19 protein-coding genes are annotated in these 20,824 nt (G+C 63.7%); 9 read left to right on the top strand and 10 right to left on the bottom strand.

The annotated features are described in order from the left end of the window. The first annotated feature begins 100 nt into the window (after positions 1–100). Both ACN8M7_RS23495 and ACN8M7_RS23490 read left to right on the top strand, forming a co-directional pair. Complete coding sequence (locus ACN8M7_RS23495) at positions 101–493, top strand: DUF2231 domain-containing protein (protein WP_490262356.1); 393 nt, start codon at positions 101–103, stop codon at positions 491–493. Further along, positions 490–1,791, top strand: coding sequence for a PQQ-dependent sugar dehydrogenase (locus ACN8M7_RS23490; RefSeq protein WP_490262334.1), 1,302 nt, complete (start codon positions 490–492; stop codon positions 1,789–1,791). Before ACN8M7_RS23495 ends, ACN8M7_RS23490 begins: the two co-directional genes overlap by 4 nt. Before the next feature lie 227 nt (positions 1,792–2,018). On the opposite strand, the gene ACN8M7_RS23485 is transcribed toward ACN8M7_RS23490, so the two are convergent. From ACN8M7_RS23485 to ACN8M7_RS23465, 5 genes are all read right to left on the bottom strand, one after another. Further along, positions 2,019–2,642: a hypothetical protein gene (locus ACN8M7_RS23485; RefSeq protein WP_490262333.1), complete on the bottom strand. Its 624-nt coding sequence runs from the start codon at positions 2,640–2,642 to the stop codon at positions 2,019–2,021. A 79-nt stretch (positions 2,643–2,721) separates the two neighbouring features. After that, positions 2,722–3,231 carry a hypothetical protein gene (locus ACN8M7_RS23480; protein ID WP_490262332.1) on the bottom strand — a complete coding sequence of 170 codons (510 nt, stop codon included), beginning with the start codon at positions 3,229–3,231 and terminating at the stop codon, positions 2,722–2,724. Between the two features lie 328 nt (positions 3,232–3,559). Continuing rightward, positions 3,560–4,210, bottom strand: coding sequence for a response regulator transcription factor (locus tag ACN8M7_RS23475; RefSeq protein ID WP_490262331.1), 651 nt, complete (start codon positions 4,208–4,210; stop codon positions 3,560–3,562). A 106-nt stretch (positions 4,211–4,316) separates the two neighbouring features. Next, a complete protein-coding gene (locus tag ACN8M7_RS23470; protein ID WP_490262330.1) occupies positions 4,317–5,657 on the bottom strand; it encodes a HAMP domain-containing sensor histidine kinase in 1,341 nt (446 codons plus the stop codon). Then, the gene (locus ACN8M7_RS23465) at positions 5,658–6,095 is read right to left on the bottom strand and encodes a cupredoxin domain-containing protein (protein ID WP_490262329.1); all 438 of its coding nucleotides are present in this window, start codon (positions 6,093–6,095) and stop codon (positions 5,658–5,660) included. Positions 6,096–6,341: 246 nt separating this feature from the next. Between ACN8M7_RS23465 and ACN8M7_RS23460 the strand changes: the two genes are divergently transcribed. The 7 genes from ACN8M7_RS23460 (at position 6,342) to ACN8M7_RS23430 (ending at position 12,191) form a co-directional block, all read left to right on the top strand. Then, entirely contained in the window at positions 6,342–7,520 is a 1,179-nt protein-coding gene (locus ACN8M7_RS23460) for an ABC transporter substrate-binding protein (RefSeq protein WP_490262328.1), read from the top strand. 200 nt (positions 7,521–7,720) lie between these two features. Further along, positions 7,721–8,686 carry a YVTN family beta-propeller repeat protein gene (locus tag ACN8M7_RS23455; protein WP_061242326.1) on the top strand — a complete coding sequence of 322 codons (966 nt, stop codon included), beginning with the start codon at positions 7,721–7,723 and terminating at the stop codon, positions 8,684–8,686. Further along, positions 8,683–9,555, top strand: a complete 873-nt coding sequence (locus ACN8M7_RS23450) for an ABC transporter ATP-binding protein (protein WP_490262327.1) — start codon at positions 8,683–8,685, stop codon at positions 9,553–9,555. The genes ACN8M7_RS23455 and ACN8M7_RS23450 overlap by 4 nt, the downstream gene beginning before the upstream one ends. Then, positions 9,552–10,343 (top strand): ABC transporter permease, encoded by a 792-nt coding sequence (locus ACN8M7_RS23445; protein ID WP_490262326.1) that lies wholly within the window; start codon positions 9,552–9,554, stop codon positions 10,341–10,343. The genes ACN8M7_RS23450 and ACN8M7_RS23445 overlap by 4 nt, the downstream gene beginning before the upstream one ends. Positions 10,344–10,445: 102 nt before the next feature. After that, entirely contained in the window at positions 10,446–11,021 is a 576-nt protein-coding gene (locus ACN8M7_RS23440; RefSeq protein WP_490262325.1) for a PQQ-dependent catabolism-associated CXXCW motif protein, read from the top strand. A gap of 23 nt (positions 11,022–11,044) precedes the next feature. Then, positions 11,045–11,710 (top strand): response regulator transcription factor, encoded by a 666-nt coding sequence (locus ACN8M7_RS23435; RefSeq protein WP_061242320.1) that lies wholly within the window; start codon positions 11,045–11,047, stop codon positions 11,708–11,710. A 61-nt stretch (positions 11,711–11,771) separates the two neighbouring features. Further along, complete coding sequence (locus ACN8M7_RS23430; RefSeq protein ID WP_061242318.1) at positions 11,772–12,191, top strand: GNAT family acetyltransferase; 420 nt, start codon at positions 11,772–11,774, stop codon at positions 12,189–12,191. Positions 12,192–12,368: 177 nt separating this feature from the next. Here the strand turns inward: ACN8M7_RS23430 and nahK are convergent, their stop codons facing one another. The 5 genes from nahK to pqqF all read right to left on the bottom strand — a co-directional run bounded on the left by nahK (position 12,369) and on the right by pqqF (position 20,739). Beyond that, on the bottom strand, positions 12,369–15,011 hold the full coding sequence (gene nahK, locus ACN8M7_RS23425; protein WP_197432224.1) for a hybrid sensor histidine kinase/response regulator NahK/ErcS': 2,643 nt from the start codon (positions 15,009–15,011) through the stop codon (positions 12,369–12,371). Beyond that, positions 14,941–16,104, bottom strand: coding sequence for a nitric oxide-sensing protein NosP (nosP, locus tag ACN8M7_RS23420; protein WP_490262324.1), 1,164 nt, complete (start codon positions 16,102–16,104; stop codon positions 14,941–14,943). The genes nahK and nosP overlap by 71 nt, the downstream gene beginning before the upstream one ends. Positions 16,105–16,372: 268 nt before the next feature. Further along, positions 16,373–16,765, bottom strand: a complete 393-nt coding sequence (locus ACN8M7_RS23415) for a hypothetical protein (protein ID WP_490262323.1) — start codon at positions 16,763–16,765, stop codon at positions 16,373–16,375. Positions 16,766–16,837: 72 nt separating this feature from the next. Then, the gene (locus ACN8M7_RS23410) at positions 16,838–18,022 is read right to left on the bottom strand and encodes a porin (RefSeq protein WP_490262322.1); all 1,185 of its coding nucleotides are present in this window, start codon (positions 18,020–18,022) and stop codon (positions 16,838–16,840) included. A gap of 329 nt (positions 18,023–18,351) precedes the next feature. Further along, on the bottom strand, positions 18,352–20,739 hold the full coding sequence (pqqF, locus tag ACN8M7_RS23405) for a pyrroloquinoline quinone biosynthesis protein PqqF (protein ID WP_490262321.1): 2,388 nt from the start codon (positions 20,737–20,739) through the stop codon (positions 18,352–18,354). Positions 20,740–20,824: the final 85 nt, after the last annotated feature.

Genomic DNA, 20,824 nt, shown 5'->3' with positions numbered 1-20,824 from the left:
GAACAGCCTGATCGAGGCGGCAACATCCAGGCCGCCATCAGTCATTGTCCAAGAGGGATCTGCCGTGACCACCACCGCAACGCCACATGCCTGCCCCACCATGCTCAGCCCCCTGCACACCACCCTGCTGTGCGGCCAGGTGCCGCTGTTTCTCGGCGCGCTGCTGGCCGACATCGCCTACTACCGCAGCTACCAGATCCAGTGGAGCAACTTCGCCTCCTGGCTGATCGCCGGCGCGCTGGTGTTCACCGGCCTGGCCTTGCTGTTCGCCCTGGTCGGCCTGCTGCGTGAACGCTCCAGTTCACGCCCACTCACCTATTTCCTCCTGCTTCTGGTCACCTGGGTACTGGGCTTCATCAATGCGCTGGAACACGCCAAGGACGCCTGGGCCGCCATGCCCATGGGCCTGGCCCTGTCGGTGATCGTCACCCTGCTGGCCGTCGCCGCCACCTGGGTCGGAATGGCCCAGCCACGCACAGGAGGTGCCCGATGAAAACGCCCCTAGTACTGACCGCCCTGCCCCTGGCCCTGCTGCTGAGCGCCTGCGGCGAAGAGCCCGGCAGCAACCAGCAGTTCTACGGCGCCCAGCCGGATCTGCCCAAACCCGAACGCGGCATCCTGCCAAGCATGACCATCGCCAAGCCAACGCCCTGGGGCGACCAGCAGCCCAGCGTGCCCGAAGGCTTCAGCATCAGCGCCATCGCCACCGACCTGAAGATTCCCCGACAAACCCTGGTGCTGCCCAACGGCGACATCCTCGTCGCCGAAGGCCGTGGCGGTAACGCGGCCAAGCTCAAACCCAAGGACGTGATCGCCGGCGTGATCAAGGCACGCGGCAACACCTCGGTGGAAAGCGGCAACCGCCTGACCCTGCTGCGCGACGCCGATGGCGACGGCAGCTACGAGCTGCAGACGGTGTTCGCCGAAGACCTCAACGCCCCCTACGGCCTGGCCCTGCACGAAGGCAACCTGTACGTGGCCAACCAGGACGAGCTGGTGCGCTTCGACTACCAAGAGGGCCAGACCGAGGCCAGCGGCCCGCCGAGCAAGGTCACCGACCTGCCCTCAGCAATCAATCACCATTGGACCAAGGCGCTGACCGTCAGTGACGACGGCCGCTACCTGTACGTCGGCATCGGCTCCAACAGCAACATCACCGAGCGCGGCATGGACGCCGAAGTCGACCGCGCGATGGTCTGGCAGATCGACGCCGCGACCGGCGCCCACAAACCCTACGCCACCGGCCTGCGCAACCCCACTGCACTGGCCATCCAGCCGGGCACCGGCACCTTGTGGACCGTGGTCAACGAGCGTGACGAACTGGGCGAAAATCTGGTGCCCGACTACCTCACCTCGGTCAAGGAAGGCGGCTTCTACGGCTGGCCCTACAGCTACTTCGGCCAACACGTCGACAGCCGAGTTAAACCGCAGGATCCGGACAAGGTCGCCAGCGCCATCGCCCCGGACTACGCCCTCGGCGCCCACGTCGCCGCGTTGGGCCTGGACTTCTCCAGCGACGTAATGGGTGAGCAATATGCCGACGGCGTATTCGTCGGCGAGCACGGCAGCTGGAATCGCAAGAACCCGGTGGGCTACAAGGTGATTTTCGTGCCCTTCGAAAACGGCCGCCCTTCAGGCGACCCCATCGACTTCGTCACCGGCTTTCGCGATGAAGACGGCAAGACCCGCGGCCGCCCGGTGGGCGTAACAGTCGACCCGCGCGGCGCACTGATCGTGGCGGATGATCTGGCCAATACGATTTGGCGGGTGGTGCGCGAAGGTAGCGAGTGAGACTGGGGGAAGCGAAATATGGCTCCCACGCTCCGCGTGGGAGCTAGCCCGCGACGCTCTGCGTCGCCAGCGGATGCATATGCGCCACGATCTAATGCGGACGCGGAGCGTCGAGGGCTGCATTACCACGCAGAGCGTGGGAACGATCAATCTGGTCCGGCTAACGTTTGGTTATGGGGCAGTCCCAATGAGCGCAGCGAACGGCTTGAAGCAGTTGCTAAGTCTGTTCACACGCTTTCGCTAGTGATAGTTCTTGCTATTTGCCCTAGGAGCACAAGCGCAAACACTCTATCGCTTAATTGATTAATGATAATTGCTCGTGCGTTTTCGGTGGTCAAGTCAGCCTCTATTTCTCTCCATGCAGCGGCTTTCTCTTCCTCCGTATGGTACTGAGTGCCGTTCAACCATGTCCGAAGTAAAGAGCTGTCAAATAATGGCTGCTCTCCGATTGATACCTGCATATAAGCCGCTAACTGTCCATGGTCAAATATATGCTGAAATTCCTTCAAGCGAGCCGATAGACGTTTATTTTTGAAGCATCTACCCAAGATGGCACGAACCGCCCCGAAAGAAGCAGGTTCATTATGGAGGATCAATGGCCGCAGCACATGTAACAACTCATACAGCTCGGCGTTGGAATAGCTTCCGGCATTGAACTTCATTTCACCCACGTCCCATTTTATGCCGGTTATTCTAGGAATTCCTCGCAGAATAAGGCTGCACTCCATAGCACGGTCAAGGTGAGATACGAATTTGGCAAGTATCTTCCAGTCAAGTTCGGAAATATCACCACTTAAGGTATCCAAAATCGCACCATCATCGCTTCGTTCTTCAAGACGGATAGTGGGCATACTGACACCTTAAATTGAGCTAGACATAATGATTAAGTCCCAGCGAATGAAATGAGCGATTTCAGCGCCTTATTAGGCATTATGCCCTCGATTTGTTTGGCCATGCTTTTGCTACGATTTTATTTTTCTTTACGAGCCTTGAACGCCACAGAAGATCGGAAAGCAAGATTGCAACTGCAAAATTGAAGCGAATCCTCGGGCCTGAGGTGGACTCCAAGTCTTTTGGCCCAAGCCAAGATAGATTACTAGTTAGGTCTGATATTTTTTGAGTATCGAACGAGATACCGCGCCAAGCGTGACCAAACTCATTTCGAATTTTCCGAATTATTGTTATCTCTTGAAATTCATTGTCTTGAATTAAGCCCAGAGAGTGTGCGGCGGCTGCACGCGCTGAAAAAGTACCAAGCGGCGCATTGAATCCATCCAATAAATCTTTGGATGATTTATTATCCGCAAGAAACCCCTTAAGTATATTTAGCAGCCACTCATCCAAAACTGAAGCTGCATTCAGAGCAGCACCTCGGTCGGTTTCTTTATTGAATTCATTCAGGAATTCTGAAAGCTCTTGTATTTCTGGCTCTGGATTCATTTATTACTAAGCCTAACACTGATTAGATCGCCGCCCATGCTAATCCAATAGCACGGAGAGCGAAATAACTCTGCACAACTGCCACTATGAAAAACAAACAATTACAACAAAATCAATAATTTGCAATCCAGCTCAAGCAGACAAATGTATTCGATTGACCTACGTTTTTCGCTCACGCATTGCGGCGCCACAAAGAATCAGGTCGAAAAGGCGGGATGCAAATACCGCTGCGCCAGCGCAAGTCCCTGGGTGTGAGCGCAAATAAAGGTAGCCGGAATAGGATTGGCCTTCCCGCGGTCATGCACGGTATCAACAGGCATCGCCCTGCTCAGGCGCTTTCCAACCCCACCCTGACCACCCCACTATCAATCGCCAGATGCACCAGCTCCGCCTGCGAGGCGATCTGCAATTTGTTCTTTACCAGGGTCTGGTAGTTGGACAGGGTCTTGGCGCTGATGCACAGCTTCTCGGCGATCTGCCTCGGCGGCAGGCCGCGGGCGAGCATGACGAAGATTTCGAATTCGCGCTGGGTCAGCTCGCGCAGGCGTGGGTCGAGGCCGTCTGCGCTGGTGGGATTGCAAGCAAGCTGGGTGGCCAGTTGCTGCTCGATATAGGAGTGGCCGGAGGCGGTGCGTTTGACCGCTTCCACCAGCACTTCCGGCGACGAGTTCTTGGTCAGGTAGCCGATGGCGCCAGCGTCCAGCGCCTGACGCACCAGGGGCAGTTCGTCGTGCATGCTGAAGAACAGGATGCGCAGTTGTGGCAGGCGCTGGCGCAGGCGGCGGGTGGTTTCCAGGCCGCTGATGCCGGGCAGGCCGATATCCATGATCACCAGATTGGGAATCTCTTCCTGCACCCGCTGCAGGGCCTGTTCGCCATCGCAGGCCTCACGCAATTGCACGTCCGGCAACAGGGCGCGCAGCAGGCTGGCGTAGCCCTGACGCACCACGGCGTGGTCGTCTACCAGTAGAACCTTCATCGCGTTGCCTCCCGGGCATCTCTAAAAACTACCTGCGTTGCCATCACTGCGTTAAAAACAGGCTCGTGCGCGAGTCCGAGCTAGGCGCCCCCATCAAAATGCTCATTTACAACACACTGCGCTTTTTCACCTGTTTCTGCGGGGCCGCCATCGGTATTGCGCTGGCTGCCTCGCTTACGTTTTTAGAGGCGCCCTCCAAGGGAATATTCAGGCACAACGCCCAGCCCGCTTGCGGGCGGCTGTGCAGGCGCAGTTCACCACCGAGGCTGCGGCTGCGTTCGCGCATCGAGCGCAGGCCGATTCCGGGGCGCAGCGGCAGTGCTGTGCCCTGGCCATTGTCGCGCACCAGCAAGCGCAGGCCCTGGCCACGGCGTTGCAGGCGAATGCGCACTTCACTGGCATCGGCATGGCGGGCGACGTTGGTCAATGCCTCCTGCACCAGGCGATAGAGATGGGCCTTGCTCGCCAGCGGCAGGCTCGGCAGTTGTTCGCCCAATTGCAGGTGGCAGCGAATACCTTGTGCCTGCTGCCAGTCGGCGGCCAGTTGCTGCAGCGCCGGGCCGAGTTCCAGACGCTCCAGCACCACCGGGTAGAGATCACGGATCAGGCTGCGAAAGCCCTGCTGCAGGCGCTCGCAGTTGTCGTCGAGCAGGCGCGCGGTGTCTTGCACCTGTTGCGGCCTATCAGCGATCACCTTGAGCAGGCAGGCCTGGGCGCGGATGCCGCTGAGGTACTGGCCGAGGTCGTCATGCAGGGTCTGGCCAAGGCGCGTGCGCTCACGCTCCTGCAGCTCCAGCAGGGATTGGGTCAGCTCGGCGTTGTCCGCCTGCACCTGCTGCAAGGTGGTGGCCATGTCGTTGAAGTGCGCTGCCAGATGCCTGGCTTCACTCAGGCCGTGGTCACGCAGACGAGTATCGAAGTGGCCGGCACCGACCTTGCGCAGGCCGGCGAGCAATTCGTCCAGCACACGGCGCGCACGGTGCACGGCGAAGCGGATGGTCAGCAGACTGAGGATCAGGGCGAAGGCGCTGAGCAGCAGCAGTTGCAACAGTGAGTCCTGGATTTCCTCGATCTCGTCATAGGGATCGAGGGCGATGCGCAGCACGCGACCGTCGTCGAGCGGCCAGGCATCACTCACCAGCGACGAAGAGCCCAGCAGGCGCTCGGCGATCCAATGCTCAATAGCGCTCGCGCTCTGCGCTTTGGGCAGCTCGCCGGGGCGCAGCCAGCTCACACGGATATGTCGCAGGTTCTCGGTCAGCTCCGGGCGCAGGCTGCCAGGATTGCTGCGCGCCACCTCGCCAAGGTACTCGACCACCGCCTCGGCGGCCTGCAGCTCGCGCTGCACGTCGTGGCTGGCCTGACGCAACAGCAGCGCCAACCCGGCCAGGGTCACCAGCACGAACAGCAGACTGACCACCAGGTTGATGCGGCGCAGAGCGGTCATCTACTTGACCACGAAATGACCGAGCATGCCCTTGCCTTCCAGGCCCTTGGCGTAGAAGCGGAACTTGCCCGGCTTGACCGGCAGGAAGAAGATTTCCGCCTCGCCGGCATCCTCGAACTCCAGCTCGGTGAGGGTGACGGCCTTGACCTCCACGCCACCGGCCTCGACCTTGCGCAAGTAGATGGAAGTGGCGAACTCCGGCGCCTGGAAGGCGTACTCCTTCTGGCCGTTGGAAATGATCTTGAGCTGGTAGGCCTGGCCGGTTTCCAGCTGGTATTCGTTGTGCGATATGAAGTAGTCACTGTCGTCACTGCCCAGCACCAGATCAGGCAGTGCCACCGGGCGGCGGGTCATGTCGCCGGCGGCGTGCAACTGATCGACGCCGAGCAGGCTGATGATCAGCAATAGCGGCAACAGCAGGGCTTTGAAAATACGCATGGCGTTCACCGGTTCTTGTTATTGGAGATTGCCTGCCATGCTAGGAAGTAAAGCCCGGCACCGGGTTACTACCTTGGTACTGACGGGTTGGTACTTTGGGCAGATTTCCTGGCGCGGCGCGGCATAACCCCAGCCTTTGCGACCAGGCGAACTACGACCTTCGTACGTGTCCGGCGCTACCTTGGGCATATTTCCCAAGCCGATGGCGCTTCCTATGCTGGCGACACCCTCTGCTGGAGTCGCCCCATGCGCCGGATCAGTTGTCGCCTGTTGTTCTGCATCGCCGCCGCGCTCGGCGTGGTGGCAGGCGCCAGTGCGGACGAGCTGCAGGTGCGCATCGGCTATCTGGCGCATCTGCCGCCGCGCGGGCCGCTGCTGTCCAACGTCATCCCCGAGCCCAGCGACGCCGGCCGCCGTGGCGCCGAGCTGGCGATCATCGACAGCAACAGCACCGGACGTTTCCTCAAGCAGCAGTTCGCACTGCAAAGCGCCGAGAGCGATCAGGCTGAGGCGCTGCTCGCCGCCGCCGAGCAGCAGCACCAGGCCGGCATTCGCCTGTTCGTGGTCAACGCCCCGGCCGCCACCCTGCGCCTGCTCAGCGCGCGCCTGCCAGACAGCCTGCTGCTCAATGCCGGCAGCGCCGACGATGGCCTGCGCCGCGCACAATGCCTGGGCAACGTGCTGCATACCCTGCCCAGCCGCGCCATGCTGGCAGACGCGCTGGCGCAGTTTCTCGCCGTGCGCAAATGGACGCGCTGGCTGCTGGTGACCGGTAGCACCGAAGACGACATCGCCTACGCCGACGCCCTCAAGCGCGCCGCCAAACGCTTCGGCCACAAGATCGTCGCCGAGAAGCCCTGGAGCTTCGACAACGACCAACGGCGCAGCGCCCAGGCGGAGATGCCGCTGTTCACCCAGGCCAGCGAGTACGACGTGGTGCTGGTGGCCGATGAGCGTGGCGACTTTGGCGAATACCTGCCCTACAACACCTGGCTGCCGCGCCCGGTGGCGGGCACCCAGGGCCTGACCCCGACTGCCTGGCACAAGACGGTGGAAACCTTCGGCGCCGCGCAGTTGCAGAAGCGCTTCGAGGAGTTGGCCGGGCGCTGGATGAACGACCGCGACTTCGCCGCGTGGATGGCCGTGCGCAGCATCGCCGCCGCCGTGACCAAGCTGCGCAGCGCCGAACCGCAGGCCATTCGTGCTCTGGCGCTGTCCGCCGACCTGCCGCTGGATGGCTTCAAGGGCCGCAAGCTGAGCTTCCGCCCGTGGAACGGCGAATTGCGCCAGCCCATCGAGCTGGTGCACCCGCGCGCGCTGGTCAGCACCTCGCCGCAGGACGGTTTCCTCCACCCCAGCAACGAGATGGACAGCCTCGGTTACGACCAGCCGGAAGTGAGCTGTGATCTGGTGGGTATGCCTTAGCGGCCCAACATTCAGCACGATTGTCCTGCGGAAGGTGATGGCCGCAGGCAAAGAAATTCTGTCCCCTCGCCCCTCCGGGGGAGAGGGTTAGGGAGAGGGGGTTTTCAGCCCTCTCCCCCGACCCCTCTCCCATAAATGGGAGAGGGGAGCAAGCGCACAGGCCAAGGCCGTCGCCCCGATAACAACAAGAGGAATCCTCCATGCGCCTGACCCGTCTCGCCTGCGCCGTCGCCTTCGGCCTGGCCTGCCACTCGGCCCTGGCCGCCACTGCCTACGTGACCAACGAGAAGGATGACAGCATCAGCGTCATCGACCTCGACAGCCTGGAAGTCACCGCCACCCTGGACGTCGGCATGCGCCCACGCGGGCTGCTGCTGTCCTCCGACAACAAGCTCTTGTACATCTGCGCCAGCGACTCGGATCGCGTGCAGGTAATGGACCTGGCCACGCGCAAGATCATCAAGGAGCTGCCCTCCGGCGCCGACCCCGAGCAGTTCGCCCTGCACCCCAATGACCGCTGGCTGTACATCTCCAACGAGGACGATGCGCTGGTCACGGTGGTCGACACCCAGAGCGACGAGGTATTGGCGCAGATCGACGTGGGCGTGGAGCCCGAAGGCATGGCGGTGAGCCCGGACGGCAAGTGGGCGGTCAACACCAGCGAGACCACCAACATGCTGCACTGGATCGACACCAGCACCCAGCAGCTGGTCGACAACACCCTGGTCGACCAGCGCCCGCGCCACGTCGAATTCGACAAGGACGGCAAGCGGCTGTGGGCCTCGGCCGAGATCGGCGGCACGGTAACGGTGCTGGACGTGGACTCGCGCCAGGTGCTCAAGGTGCTCAAGTTCGCCATCAAGGGCGTACACCCGGACAAGGTGCAGCCAGTGGGCGTCAGGCTGAGCGACGACGGCAAGTACGCTTTCATCGCCCTCGGCCCGGCCAACCATGTGGCCGTGGTGGACGCCAGGACCTACGAGATTCTCGACTACCTGCTGGTGGGCCGGCGCGTCTGGCACCTGGCGTTCACCCCGGATCAGAAGCGCCTGCTGACCACCAACGGCGTCAGTGGCGACGTGTCAGTGATCGACGTCGATAGCCTCAAGGTGACCAAGTCGATCAAGGTCGGCCGCTACCCCTGGGGCGTGGTGGTGACGCCATGAACGCCCTGGAGGTGAGCGGCGTCGGTTTCGCCTACGGCGCCCGCCAGGCCTTGAATGACCTGGCCTTCGAGCTGGCACCGGGGCGCTTTGGCGCCCTGCTCGGCCCCAACGGCGCCGGCAAGTCCACCCTGATCGCCCTGCTCACCCGCCTGTATGATCTGCAGCAGGGCGACATCCGCATCTTCGGCCACAGCCTGCGCGAGCAGCCGCGCCAGGCGCTGCGCCAGCTCGGTGTGGTGTTCCAGCAGAGCACGCTGGATCTCGACCTGTCGGTGCAGCAGAACCTCGCCTACCACGCCGCGCTGCACGGCATGCCGCGCCGCCAGGCGCAGGCGCGCATCGACGAGGAGCTGCTGCGCCAGGATCTGGCCGAGCGTCGCCACGACAGGGTGCGCACGCTCAACGGCGGCCACCGCCGCCGCGTGGAGATCGCCCGCGCCCTGCTCCATCAACCGCGCCTGCTGCTGCTCGACGAGGCCAGTGCCGGGCTCGATCCGGCCAGCCGCCTGGCGCTGGGCCGACACGTGCGCAACCTGTGCCGCGAACAGGGCCTGTGCGTACTGTGGACGACCCACCTGCTCGACGAGATCGAGTCCAGCGACGAGCTGCTGATCCTCCATCGCGGCGAGCGCGTGGCCTGGGGCAAGGCTGGCCAGCTCGGCGACGACCTGGCCATCAGCTTCGCCCGCCTGACCGGTGACGAGGCGCTGGGCCGTGGCCATGTGCGCGAGGCGCTACGGCCGAACCTGGATCCCCAGGCCCGTAGGAGCGGCTTCAGCCGCGATATCCACGATATCGAAGCGCTCGCGGCTAAAGCGGAACGCCGCCCGGCGCCTCCCACAGATTCCACAACGGAGCCACACCCATGACCGCCTACTGGGAATGCCTGCGCGGCATCGTCCTGCGTGAATGGCTGCGCTTCGTGCTGCAGCGCTCACGCTTTCTCAGTGCTCTGGTGCGGCCGCTGCTGTGGCTCCTGGTGTTCGCCGCCGGTTTTCGCGCCGCGCTGGGCATCGCCATCATCGAGCCGTACGACACCTACATCACCTACGACACCTACATCGTGCCGGGCTTGGCCTGCATGATCCTGCTGTTCAACGGCATGCAGGGCTCGCTGTCGATGGTCTACGACCGCGAGATGGGCAGCATGCGTGTGCTGCTCACCAGCCCGCTGCCGCGCGCCTTCCTGCTGGTGGCCAAGCTGTTGGCCACGGCGCTGATCTCGCTGCTGCAGGTCTATGCCTTCCTCGCCATCGCCTGGATCTATGGCGTGCAACCGCCGGCCTGGGGCCTGCTCGCCGCACTGCCGGCACTGCTGCTGGTGGCGCTACTGCTCAGCGCCCTGGGGCTGCTTTTGTCCAACGGCATTCGCCAACTGGAGAACTTCGCCGGGGTGATGAATTTCGTCATCTTCCCGATGTTCTTCCTGTCGTCGGCGCTGTACCCGCTGTGGAAGATGCGCGAGTCCAGCGAATGGCTGTACTGGCTGTGCGCGGCCAATCCCTTCACCCACGCCGTGGAGCTGGTGCGCAACGCCCTGTACCTGCGCCTGCACCTCGAGGCGCTGCTGATCTGCGCCGGCCTGACCATCCTGCTGACGCTGCTGGCCGTGGTCACGTTCAACCCGCAACACGCGGCGCTGCGCAAGGCGGGCTGAGCTTTCTACTACTTTGGTACTGGTTTTCCTCTCCATCGTAGAATTCCCAAGTCTGCGACCATGGCCTGTAATACCGGCACAACAATAAGTAGAGACCTCGCCATGAAGTACCGTCTGCCCGTGCAAGCGGGCCTGATGCTCGCCTCCCTGCTGCTGGTCTGCATCGTGCGTGCCGATGACCTGTTCGATGCCGACGGCTATCGCAGCAGCCAGTACCGCAGCCCCACGCCAGCCAGCCTGGAAGGCGTACAGATCGTCGATACCCCCGCCCTGCAGAAACTCCTTGCCGAGCGCCCGGATACCCGCCTGATCGACGTTTACCGCCGCCCCTTCGTACAGGACCGTTTCGTCGAGGACGCCCCCCACGCCAACCTGCCCGGCAGCCTGTGGCTGGCCAATGCCGGTGACGGCAACCTGGCCCCGCAATGGCAGCGCTATTTCACCCATTACCTGCACCAGCAGAGCGGTGGCGACGTGCGCCAACCCTTCGTGTTCTACTGCCGCTCCGACTGCTGGCTGAGCTGGAACGCCGCACGCCGCGCCCATGCCATGGGCTATCGTCAGCTCTACTGGTACCGCGACGGCGTCGATGCCTGGGAACAGGCTGGCCTGCCGCTGGTACCCGCCCAACCTGCCGAACTGCCTGCTGCTTTCCTCATGCCCACCGCCACACCATAATCACAACAACGAGGTGCAAGGCCATGTACAAGATTCTGATTGCCGACGACCATCCGCTGTTTCGTGAAGCCATCCACAACGTCATCGCCGACGGTTTTCCCGGCAGCGAGATCATGGAAACCGCCGACCTGGACAGCGCCCTGGAACTGACCCAGAGCCATGACGACCTGGACCTGATCCTGCTCGACCTGAACATGCCCGGCATGCACGGCCTGGGCGGGCTGATGAACCTGCGCAACGAGGCGCCGACCATTCCGGTGGTGATCGTCTCGGCCGAGCAGGACAAGCAGATCGTGCTGCAGGCCATCACCTATGGCGCGGTGGGTTTCATCACCAAGTCGTCGCCACGGGCGCAGATGACCGACGCCATCGCGCAGATTCTCGACGGCAACGTCTACCTGCCGCCGGACATCATCCGTTCGCAGAAGAGCGGCAACTCACGCCAGCACCACGACAACCACAGCTTCGCCCCGGAGCTGCTGCAGGCGCTGACGCGCAAGCAACTGCTGGTGCTCGAACGCATGACCAAGGGCGAGTCGAACAAGCAGATCGCCTACAGCCTGGATATCGCCGAAACCACGGTCAAAGCGCACGTGTCGGCCATTCTGCGCAAACTCGGCGTGCATAACCGGGTGCAGGCGATTCTCTCGGCCGGCGATATTGATTTCGCCTCCTACCTGCGGCGCTAGTGCCTCTAACGTCTGTCATCGGCGCGTGCTAAAACGGTGGGCTCACCGATTGGAGCCCATCATGCACATCCGCCCCTTCCAGCTCTCCGACCAAGCTGCCATCGTCGACCTCTGGCAACGCTGCGACCTGACCCGCCCCTGGAACGATCCATACAAGGACATCCAGCGCAAGTTGCAGGTGCAGCCCGAGCTGTTTCTGGTGGGTGAGATCGACGGCAAGCTGGTGGCCTCGGCCATGGCCGGCTACGAGGGGCATCGCGGCTGGGTCAACTACCTGGCGGTGTGCCCGCAGCAACGCCAGCAGGGCCTGGCCCGTCAGCTGATGGCATACATCGAAGAACAGTTGCTGGCCATGGGCTGCCCCAAACTCAGCCTGCAGGTGCGCGACAGCAACGCGGCCGCGCTGGCCTTCTACGAGCGGCTTGGCTACAAGGTCGACGCCTCGGTCAGCCTGGGCAAACGCCTGATCGCAGATGATTGATGATGTGCCCGTATCGTAGCCCGGATGCAATCCGGGGCAGAACGCTATGATCCTTCCCGGATTGCATCCGGGCTACGGGCCAGCTTCGGTGCACGCAGCGCACCCTACGGGATCGAGGTCGCCTGCGCAGTAGGTATCACGCGGGTACATCGTAGGGTGCGCCGTGCGCACCGGGCTTCAAGCCCCCGCCCCACGCTCCATCAAATGACTCATCGCCGTCTTCAGCTTCATCGGCCTTACAGGTTTGTGCAGCAAGCTGTGGCCCAGCTCGCGCATCTGCTGCTTGAGCTCGTTGCTGTAGTTGGCGGTGATCATCAGCGCCGGTAGCGGCGCGCTGCGCCGGGCGTTGATCTGCGCCACGGCGTCGAGGCCATTGCGCCCGTCGTCGAGGTGGTAGTCGGCGATCAGCAGGTCGGCCTCGGCGTGGTAGTTGTCCACCTGGCGCGCCAGGTCTTCCTCGGAAAGTGCGGTGACCACCCGGCAGCCCCAGCCTTCGAGCAGCGTGCGCATGCCGGCGCAGATCGCCGCATCGTTATCCAGCACCCACACCCGCGCACCGCTGAGGCGCTCGAGCAACTGATCCGGGCACTCCTGCACGGCACGCACGCGCGGCGCTCGACGGGTCAGCGGTACCTCGACGGCGAACATCGAGCCCCTGCCCTGCTGCGACGCCACGCGGATACGGTGGCCGAGCATGCGTGCGATCTTGTCGACGATCGCCAGGCCCAGGCCCAGGCCGCGATCCTGCTTGCGCTGCACGTTGTCGCCGCGCTTGAACTCCTGAAATACCTCCACCAGCTTGTCCTCGGCGATGCCGATGCCGGTGTCCCACACCTCGATGGACAGGCTGTTGCCACGCCGCCGACAGCCCAGCAGGATGCGCCCGCTGGCGGTGTAGCGAATGGCGTTGCTGAGGAAATTGCGCAGAATCCGTGCCAGCAGCTGCACGTCGCTGCGCACCAGGGCCGAGCTGGGCAGATAATCCAGGCGAAGGCCTTCGCTGCGGGCGATCTGGTGATACTCGGCAGCCAGGTTCTCCAGCAGCTCGCTGACGGCGAACGGCGCAATATCCGGCTTGATCACCCCGGCATCGAGCTTGGAAATGTCCACCAGCGTACCCAGCAGGCTTTCCACGTCCTCCAGTGAGTTGCTGACGTTGCGCACCAGCGGCGCACAGCCGGAAAGGTCGCGTTTCTCCAGCAAGGCGCTGGTGAACAGCCGGGCGGCATTGAGCGGCTGCAGCAGGTCATGGCTGACCGCGGCGAGGAATTTGGTCTTGGACAGGTTGGCCTGCTCGGCCTCGCCCTTGGCTTCACGCAGGCGCGCCTCCATCTGCGTACGCTCGTCGATCTCGCGGCGCAGTTGGTCGTTCACCGTGGTCAGCTCGGTGGTGCGTTCACGCACACGCTGCTCCAGATGCTGGTAAGCCTGGTGCAGCGCCTCGGCGGTACGACGGCGCTCGGTGATGTCGCGGATCAGCACGAAGATGCCGACCACCTCGCCGCTGGCCTGGCGATTGGGCACGTAGGAACGCAGCATGTAGCGCTCCTGGCCGTTGTGGTTGGTTTCGGCGAATTCGAAGGTCACGCTCTCGCCGGACAGCGCCAGTTCGACGTAGGGCTCCAGGCGCTGGCAATGCTCTTCGCTGTGCACTTCGCGCAGGCTCTGGCCGAGCATGGCGCCTCGCGGCCAGCAGTACCATTCCTCGTAGACCTTGTTGGTGAATTCATAGACCAGATCGGCCGACAGGTAGGCGATCAGCGCCGGCACGTGGTCGGTGATCAGGCGGATCCAGCGCTCGCTGTCGCTCAGCGCCTGGGCCTGGCGATGGCGCTCGGTAATGTCGGTAAAGGTGTTGACGAAGCCGCCCGTCGGCAGCGGATGGGTGCGCACCTCGAGCATACGCCCGTCGAACAGGCGCACTTCCACCTGGCGCAGTGGTTTGCCACCGACATCGCGGCTGTCCGGGGTCAGCGGCTCCAGTTCGCTTTCCGCCATCACCTCGGCGAACGGGCGATGGGCGTTGATCGGCGCCAGGCCGCAGAGTTCGAGAAAGCGGTGGTTCCACAGCTCCAGCGCACCCTCGGCATTGACCATGGCCATGCCCTGCGACAGGTTGTCGACCGCACGCTGCAGCAGGCGCGACTTCTGCGCCAGGGCCTGCTCACGGCGCAGCGCCTCGCTCTGCTTCACCTCGGTGATGTCGGTGTAGAGGATTACCAACCCGCCCTCGCGGGTCGGCCGCTCGCTGACCTGCACCCAGCGCCCGTCCTGCAGGCGGAACAGGCTCGGCTCGCCCTCCTTGCCCAGTTGCGCCTCCACCACCAGGCCGGTGCTGCGGCTCAGACGGCGAATTTCCTCCAGCCGCGTACCGGTGCCGATGCGCGCGCGGCTGCGTGCCCACAGGGCCTTGAAACGGCTGTTGAACAACACGATGCGCTGGCGATCGTCGAACAGCACGAAGGCGTCGGAGATGCTCTCGATGGCATCGATCAGATGCTGGTGCGCGGTCTCGGCACGCAACCGCGCATCGCTGAGCAGCTGGTTGCTGGATTTCAGCTCGGCCATCGCCTGGTTCAGCGCGTCGGTGCGTTCACGCACCTGCTCGGAGAGCACCACCGAATGCTGGAAGGCCGCGTAGGCATCATCGCCCCGGGAGTGGATCGACTCGACCCGCTCGATCAGCGCGGCGTTGATGCGCTTGAGCTTGGCGTTCTCCTGCTCCAGCGCCGTGAAGCGGGCCTGCAAGTCAGCGTTCGCCACGCCCAACAGGTCGGCCAATGGCGACACCGGTGAAGGTCTGGTTGATGTGCATGCCATTGAACTGCTCTCCGTAGGTGTTGAAGCCGATCACCCGCTGCTCGCGCAGCAGTGTGGCGACCGACTCGACGCCGCCATCGTTCTCGATCTCCAGGCGACGCAGGAAGCAGTCGCAGCCGATGGTCAGCAGCAGCGGCCCGAGACGCTGCTCCAGACCGGCGAACAGCTGCTGCAGATTGGGCAACAGGGGGCCAGGCTGCATCGCGGTGAGGACGATGCCGTTCTCCACCGCGCAGTAGAAGGTCAGGCTGAGGTCGTCGTGCACCTGCTGGATCGAGCGCACGTAGTAGTGATCGCTGATCCGCACCGCCAGCGGATAGGCAGCGAACGCCCGCAGATCCAGAGCCTCGACCGGCACACCGATCAGTTCGGCATATTCCTGCGCAGCCGGCGCGGCATTGAGCTCGTACACCCGGCGCGTGGCGCTATCGGCACGGGTCACCACCAGCTTTTGCGCACGCGGCTGAATGTGGTGGGTGCTGAACACCTCGAACTCCAGCCAGGTGTTGAACAGCACCACCACGGCCGCGCCGCTGTGAAAGCGCCCGCCGTGGTAGACGTGGGTGTGGGTCAGGTGGTTGTCGTCGCCGGCCGAGCCGCCGAAGTGCGGGATGCTGCCCAGCGCCGCACTGAGTGCGCCGAGCACCAGTTCTTCGCGGCTGGACAGGCCATCGAGCAGGGTCAAGGCGAAGCTGTGGCCCTTGATCGAGGCCAGCTCGTTGCTGCGGCAGTCCTTGACTAGGCCATCGACCAGGTGCTGCGCGTCGAGCAGATTGAAGCGCTCCATCTCGTCGATCAGCACGCTGGCGATGGAGAAGCAGCGCAGGTCGAAGCCCAGCGCCACCACGCAACCACGGTCATAGCCCTGCGGCGTGATTTCACCGGCGCTGGTACAGCCGACCAGGCTCACCCCGCCGAAGTGGGCCTCCAGCGCCTGGCCGAGGCCGTCGAGGTCATACTCGGCCGAGCAGAAGAACAGCACGAAACCGAGATAGGGATGAATCAGCTGGCGTGCCAGTTCCTGGGCGGCCAGTTCCACGTCCTTCGTGCTGGATACGGCGCTGAGCACGCCTTCCGACTGTTGCAAGGCCATATCACGCCCCAATACACCTGCTGGTCATGGGGAAATTCTACGAAGCCGGCGCTGCCCGACCCATGCTACTTGAGTACTGGGTAGTCGATCCGTAGGGCGTACTTGCGAAGCAGTACGCCGGGCGGCAAGGGCAATCGGGGGTTACGTTCCCGGATTTCATCCGGGCTACTCCGTTCGTTATCACATGCCGGGATCACTGGTGCGCATGGCGCACCCTGGCCGGGACACCGCCAAGCTTGTGTAGGGTGTGCCGTGCGCACCAGCGTTCTTACAAAGCCGGCCAGAACATCAGGGTCAGCCCCAACATCCCGGCGTAGAAGCCGATCTCCAGGGTTTCCGTCCACGGCTGGATGCGCCTGATCGCCCCATGCACGTGCACCACCACCATCAGCAGGGCCACGGCGGCCAGCACCTCGAAGGTGGTATGCAACGCTTCGCCGGTCAGCGCCGCCCGCAGCATCAGCGCCTCGACGATCAGGATGAAGGCGCCCAGGCAGCGCCCGAAATACACCGCCAGATCGATGTCCTGCGGAATGCGCCAGCGCATCAGGCGTGCCCAGGTCAGCGGTACGAGGAAAATCGGCAGCGCGAAGACTAGCGTGGTGCTGATCGCCAGTACCAGCAGGTAGGTTTGAGCCGATTCGCTCCAGAGTCCGATCATTGGATTCTTCCTTTCAGTCCCTAAAAAGAACGGGAGACCCTTGGGCCTCCCGTCGTCGACAAGCCGCGTGGCTTACCAGTTGAGTACGGCACCCACGGCGAAGGTGTCGGTGTCCTCGTTCAGACCGCTGCCGGCGGCGGCATCGATCTGGTACTGGTTGTATTCGGCGACCAGCTTGAGGTTGTCGTTGATGGTGCGGAAGTAGGCGATGCCACGGGTCTCGTAATCCGCCGCCACGCCCAGACCGTTGCCATCGTCCTCGGTCTTGCCGTAGGACAGCGCCACGCGGTTCTTGCCCCAGGAGTAGGAGCCCTGCAGCAGGTAGCCGTCGCTGTCGATGTCACGCAGGGTCGGCTCGCCCAGGTTGTTGGTGAAGAACGGGTTGATGCCCTTGGCCTGGAAGCCCGAGCCGGTCAGCGACAGGCCGCCGAACTTGGCCTGCACGCCATAACCGAGGCCCTTGGAGGTGACCTTGTCGACCGTATCGTCGGTGTTTTCCGAGGTCTGGTAGGCACCGTTGACCCAGGTGTAGATGGTCGAGCCGCCCACCTCGAACTGGTAGCTGACTTCCGATTCGAAGCGCGGGTTTTCCTGATAGGCCTTGCCGGTGGCGCTGTCGTCGTTGGTGTCGACCGGGTCCATGATGCCGACCGCGACGCGCAGGCCCTCGGCCAGGTTGTTGTTGCGGTAGGTGATCTGCGAGGTCGGGAACGGGTACGGGTAGCCGGTACCGATGTTGCCGAAGGACACGCCGGTGCCGTCCACCAGGCCCAGGGTGTCGGACACGTTGCCGTAACCGGCCAGCAACTCGTCGAGGAAGATGTTGGAGCGCGAGAACAGGCCGAAGTCCTTGCCCACCAGCACCTCGCCCCATTCCGGGCTGGAAACGGTGCCGTAGAACTGACGCACGTCGATGGCGGTGTCGGTGCCGTTGGTTTCGCTGTCGTTGATGGTGACCCAGAACGAGGAGCGACCGGTCAGCTTGAGATCGTCGATCTGCTTGCCGAAGTTGAAGCCGATCCAGTTGGGCAGAAAGCCCATCTTCACCCGCGACTGGCGGCGGTCGAACTGCTCGCCATCACGGTCCACGTCGCTGTTGACGTAGAAGGCGTTGATGTAGCCGTCGGTGGAGAAAGTGGTGTCGTCCTTGTCGTACAGGACGATCTCGGCGGCGGCCTGCTGCGCGGTCGCCAGAGCGACGGCTGTAGCCAGGGTCAGGGGCAGAAATCGAGTGATGGCGATCTTGTTGTTGTGCATAACGCTCTCCGCTTGAGTGGCGACCGCCAGGGCAGTCGTGTCGGAGGCGATTATCGAAAGCGTGTCAGCCGGGCCATACGCTGCCTTGGCAGCGATTCGCTGCTGCTTTGGCCAGGCGCTACCGGCCCACTTCTGCGGGCTCGCGACCGGCCTGCTACCGGTAGTGGGAGAAAGGTATTAGTACCGGGCCAGCCCTAGGGCGTAGAGGCGTAATTACGCGTCGCGCAGAAGTGCTGAACAACAGATGCAGGCAGACGTACAGGGCAGAACGCCAGGCCGTTCCGGGCCGGGTTCATGGAGATGAATCGGGGTGTGGGAAACTGGGCGGCCTAGGCGGCCGACGGCGCTGCGCTGGCCAATACGCGCCAGTCACGGGCGAGCAGCAATTGCGCATGCGCCCGCAGCAGATCGCTCACGGTCAAGGCCGCCACCGCCTGCTGCACCTGTTGCAGGTGCGCCTCGGGCAAGCCTGCCAGATGCAGCTGCCATAGCTGCTCGGCCCGCGGCCAATTGGCCTGGGCCGGGTTCAGTAGCGGCAGCAGGGCATCGCGGTAACGCGACACGGCCGAGTCGTCCAGCGCTTCGAGCTGCTGACGTTGCTCGTCCAGAAAGGCACGTATATGAGCGAAGATAGCGGCCGCATCGCACACCGGCGACTGCAGGGCGAACAGCAGGCCTCTGCTGCCCTGCACCTGGCGAAATCCGGCGAACAAGGCGTAGCCGAGTTGTAGCTCACCCCGCAGGCGCTGGTAGAAGCGCCCCTGCACGATCTGCCCGAGCAACTGCCAGGCGGCATCGGTATGGGCGTCGACAGCCGGTAGCGGACAGAACAGCAGCAAGGCCGCATCCGCGCCTGGCTGCGCAACCTGATCCCAGTCGATGCCGGTGTCGATACATGGTGTTGGCGGCAGCTCTGCAAGTGGCTCGACCGCCGTGCACAGCTCGGCCAGTTGCGCCTGTTCGCTCGCCCCCAGGCCAACGCTCAGCCCTTCCAGCCGCGACGCTGCGGGCAGCTCGCAGAGCTGCGGCAGACGCTGCAGCAACGCCCGCAGCAGCATGCCCTGGGAAGCGGGCTCGGCCGGTTCAGCGACAGCCGCCAACAACAAAGGCACCAGCAAGCCGCTAAAGGCCGGCAACAGCGGCGCTGGCCCGCGTAACGAGAGCGTCCAGCCGAAAGCTTGCACGTTCAGCTGGCAGGCGATGCCAAGCCGCTCACCGCGCCAGCGCAGATCGGCACTGCGTGCCAGCAAAGCCGCTTCGATGGCGGCCGCATCGCCCGCACCTGACCGGGGGCCACGCCAGTAAAGGGCGGCTGGCCCTCCTTCGGCTTGCCCCGGATGGTGTCGCAGCGCAGCCAATGGCAGAGCGGCCGATGCCACGGCAGCGCCGGCCAACAATGGCTCAGCGCTGGACAGCCGCCACTGGCGCTTCGAGATTGGCGCTGACACTTGCATCGGCATGGCCTGCAATGGCAGATCCAGCCCGATTGCCGGCCACAGGGGCCGCGCCTGTTCGCCGCACTGCAACTCGATCAGCCCCTCACCGCGAGCCAGACAAGCCAGCAGCGCATCGAGGTCGCGCAAGGTGTGGCCGTCGTTCTGAGCAGGCGATTGCAGCTCCCTGGCCGCCGCCAACGGGCTGAGCCCGAGCTGCCTGAGTATTGCCGCCCGCTGATGGTGCTGCAGGCGCTGCGACCAATCCGCATGGCCGTGCAGGCACGCGGACCAATGCTGCACGGCCGCGCGCAACGCCGCGCCCTGCTCTGCCGTGGTGCCAGGAAAGTCCAGGCGCAGCAGGCATTGCCCCTTGTGCCGATACAGCACCCGCGCCTGCAACTGCCGGCACAGCTCAAGCTCACGCAAACCGGCCAGCAAACCTCCAGGCGCAGGATCCAGCAGGGCGTCCAGCAACAGCTCCAAGGGAGCATTCAGGTCGCGAGTATCCAGTTGCACGGCCACACCCAGGTACACCCCAGGGCGGTTGTGCTGCAGATACAACTGCGGCGCCCGTAGCGGCAACAGGTCCTGCGGTGGCGTTGAATCAGCCTGGCCATCGCCCGCAGGCAAAGCCGCAAGCAGCGCTTCGGCGATATCCAGCAACTGCTCTGCAGGTTGCGGCCCCACCAGGGTCAGGCACATGTGCCGAGCCTGATAGTGGCGCTGGTGATAATTGTGCAATGCCCGCTGAAACGCCGCAGATTCCACGACCAGCGTGCTGCGGTCGCCAGCCAAGAACTCACTGCAGCGATGCCCAGCGGCGAGCGCCTGGCCCAGGGCATGATCGATCCGGCTGTCGGCATCCTGGCTGCGCGCCTGGTATTCGGCGTGCAGCACCTCGCGCTCGCGCACCTGCGCGTCGATCTCCAGCAGCGGGCGGCTGAGCATGTCCAGCAGACGCGTCAGCGCTGCCGACAGATGTTCGGCCGGCAGCTCAAAGACGAAATCGGTATGCCCCGCCTGAGTAGAGGCATTGACCAGCCCGCCATGGCGCTGGACGAAGGCCATCAAACCCTCGTCAGTGGGGTAATCGCGGCTACCGAGAAACAGCAGATGCTCGAGAAAGTGCGCCAGGCCCGGATAGGCCGGCGGCTCGTCATGACTGCCGGCCGCGACCCGCAAGCAAGCGCCCGCCTGTCGTGCCCAGGGTTGCTGGACGACATGCAGGACAGCGCCACTGGCCAGCAGCCGACGGTGCGGAGTTGGAGCGTAAGCAGGCATTGAGATGGCTCGAGAAACTCCCATACAGGTTCCCGATCATAGCCCGTCGGCCGCCATCCTTCTTTCGTAGCAAGACGCTAGCCAC

This window comes from Pseudomonas spartinae (assembly GCF_965197125.1).
GTDB classification, from domain to species: Bacteria; Pseudomonadota; Gammaproteobacteria; order Pseudomonadales; family Pseudomonadaceae; genus Aquipseudomonas; species Aquipseudomonas composti_A.
This window is presented reverse-complemented; position numbering and strand designations above follow the sequence as displayed.

Coding starts and splice junctions, on each gene's coding strand:
- ACN8M7_RS23495 (WP_490262356.1), top strand. CDS start 101: ATGCTCAGCCCCCTGCACACCACCCTGCTGTGCGGCCAGGTGCCGCTG.
- ACN8M7_RS23490 (WP_490262334.1), top strand. CDS start 490: ATGAAAACGCCCCTAGTACTGACCGCCCTGCCCCTGGCCCTGCTGCTG.
- ACN8M7_RS23485 (WP_490262333.1), bottom strand. CDS start 2,642: ATGCCCACTATCCGTCTTGAAGAACGAAGCGATGATGGTGCGATTTTG.
- ACN8M7_RS23480 (WP_490262332.1), bottom strand. CDS start 3,231: ATGAATCCAGAGCCAGAAATACAAGAGCTTTCAGAATTCCTGAATGAA.
- ACN8M7_RS23475 (WP_490262331.1), bottom strand. CDS start 4,210: ATGAAGGTTCTACTGGTAGACGACCACGCCGTGGTGCGTCAGGGCTAC.
- ACN8M7_RS23470 (WP_490262330.1), bottom strand. CDS start 5,657: ATGACCGCTCTGCGCCGCATCAACCTGGTGGTCAGTCTGCTGTTCGTG.
- ACN8M7_RS23465 (WP_490262329.1), bottom strand. CDS start 6,095: ATGCGTATTTTCAAAGCCCTGCTGTTGCCGCTATTGCTGATCATCAGC.
- ACN8M7_RS23460 (WP_490262328.1), top strand. CDS start 6,342: ATGCGCCGGATCAGTTGTCGCCTGTTGTTCTGCATCGCCGCCGCGCTC.
- ACN8M7_RS23455 (WP_061242326.1), top strand. CDS start 7,721: ATGCGCCTGACCCGTCTCGCCTGCGCCGTCGCCTTCGGCCTGGCCTGC.
- ACN8M7_RS23450 (WP_490262327.1), top strand. CDS start 8,683: ATGAACGCCCTGGAGGTGAGCGGCGTCGGTTTCGCCTACGGCGCCCGC.
- ACN8M7_RS23445 (WP_490262326.1), top strand. CDS start 9,552: ATGACCGCCTACTGGGAATGCCTGCGCGGCATCGTCCTGCGTGAATGG.
- ACN8M7_RS23440 (WP_490262325.1), top strand. CDS start 10,446: ATGAAGTACCGTCTGCCCGTGCAAGCGGGCCTGATGCTCGCCTCCCTG.
- ACN8M7_RS23435 (WP_061242320.1), top strand. CDS start 11,045: ATGTACAAGATTCTGATTGCCGACGACCATCCGCTGTTTCGTGAAGCC.
- ACN8M7_RS23430 (WP_061242318.1), top strand. CDS start 11,772: ATGCACATCCGCCCCTTCCAGCTCTCCGACCAAGCTGCCATCGTCGAC.
- nahK (WP_197432224.1), bottom strand. CDS start 15,011: ATGGCATGCACATCAACCAGACCTTCACCGGTGTCGCCATTGGCCGAC.
- nosP (WP_490262324.1), bottom strand. CDS start 16,104: ATGGCCTTGCAACAGTCGGAAGGCGTGCTCAGCGCCGTATCCAGCACG.
- ACN8M7_RS23415 (WP_490262323.1), bottom strand. CDS start 16,765: ATGATCGGACTCTGGAGCGAATCGGCTCAAACCTACCTGCTGGTACTG.
- ACN8M7_RS23410 (WP_490262322.1), bottom strand. CDS start 18,022: ATGCACAACAACAAGATCGCCATCACTCGATTTCTGCCCCTGACCCTG.
- pqqF (WP_490262321.1), bottom strand. CDS start 20,739: ATGCCTGCTTACGCTCCAACTCCGCACCGTCGGCTGCTGGCCAGTGGC.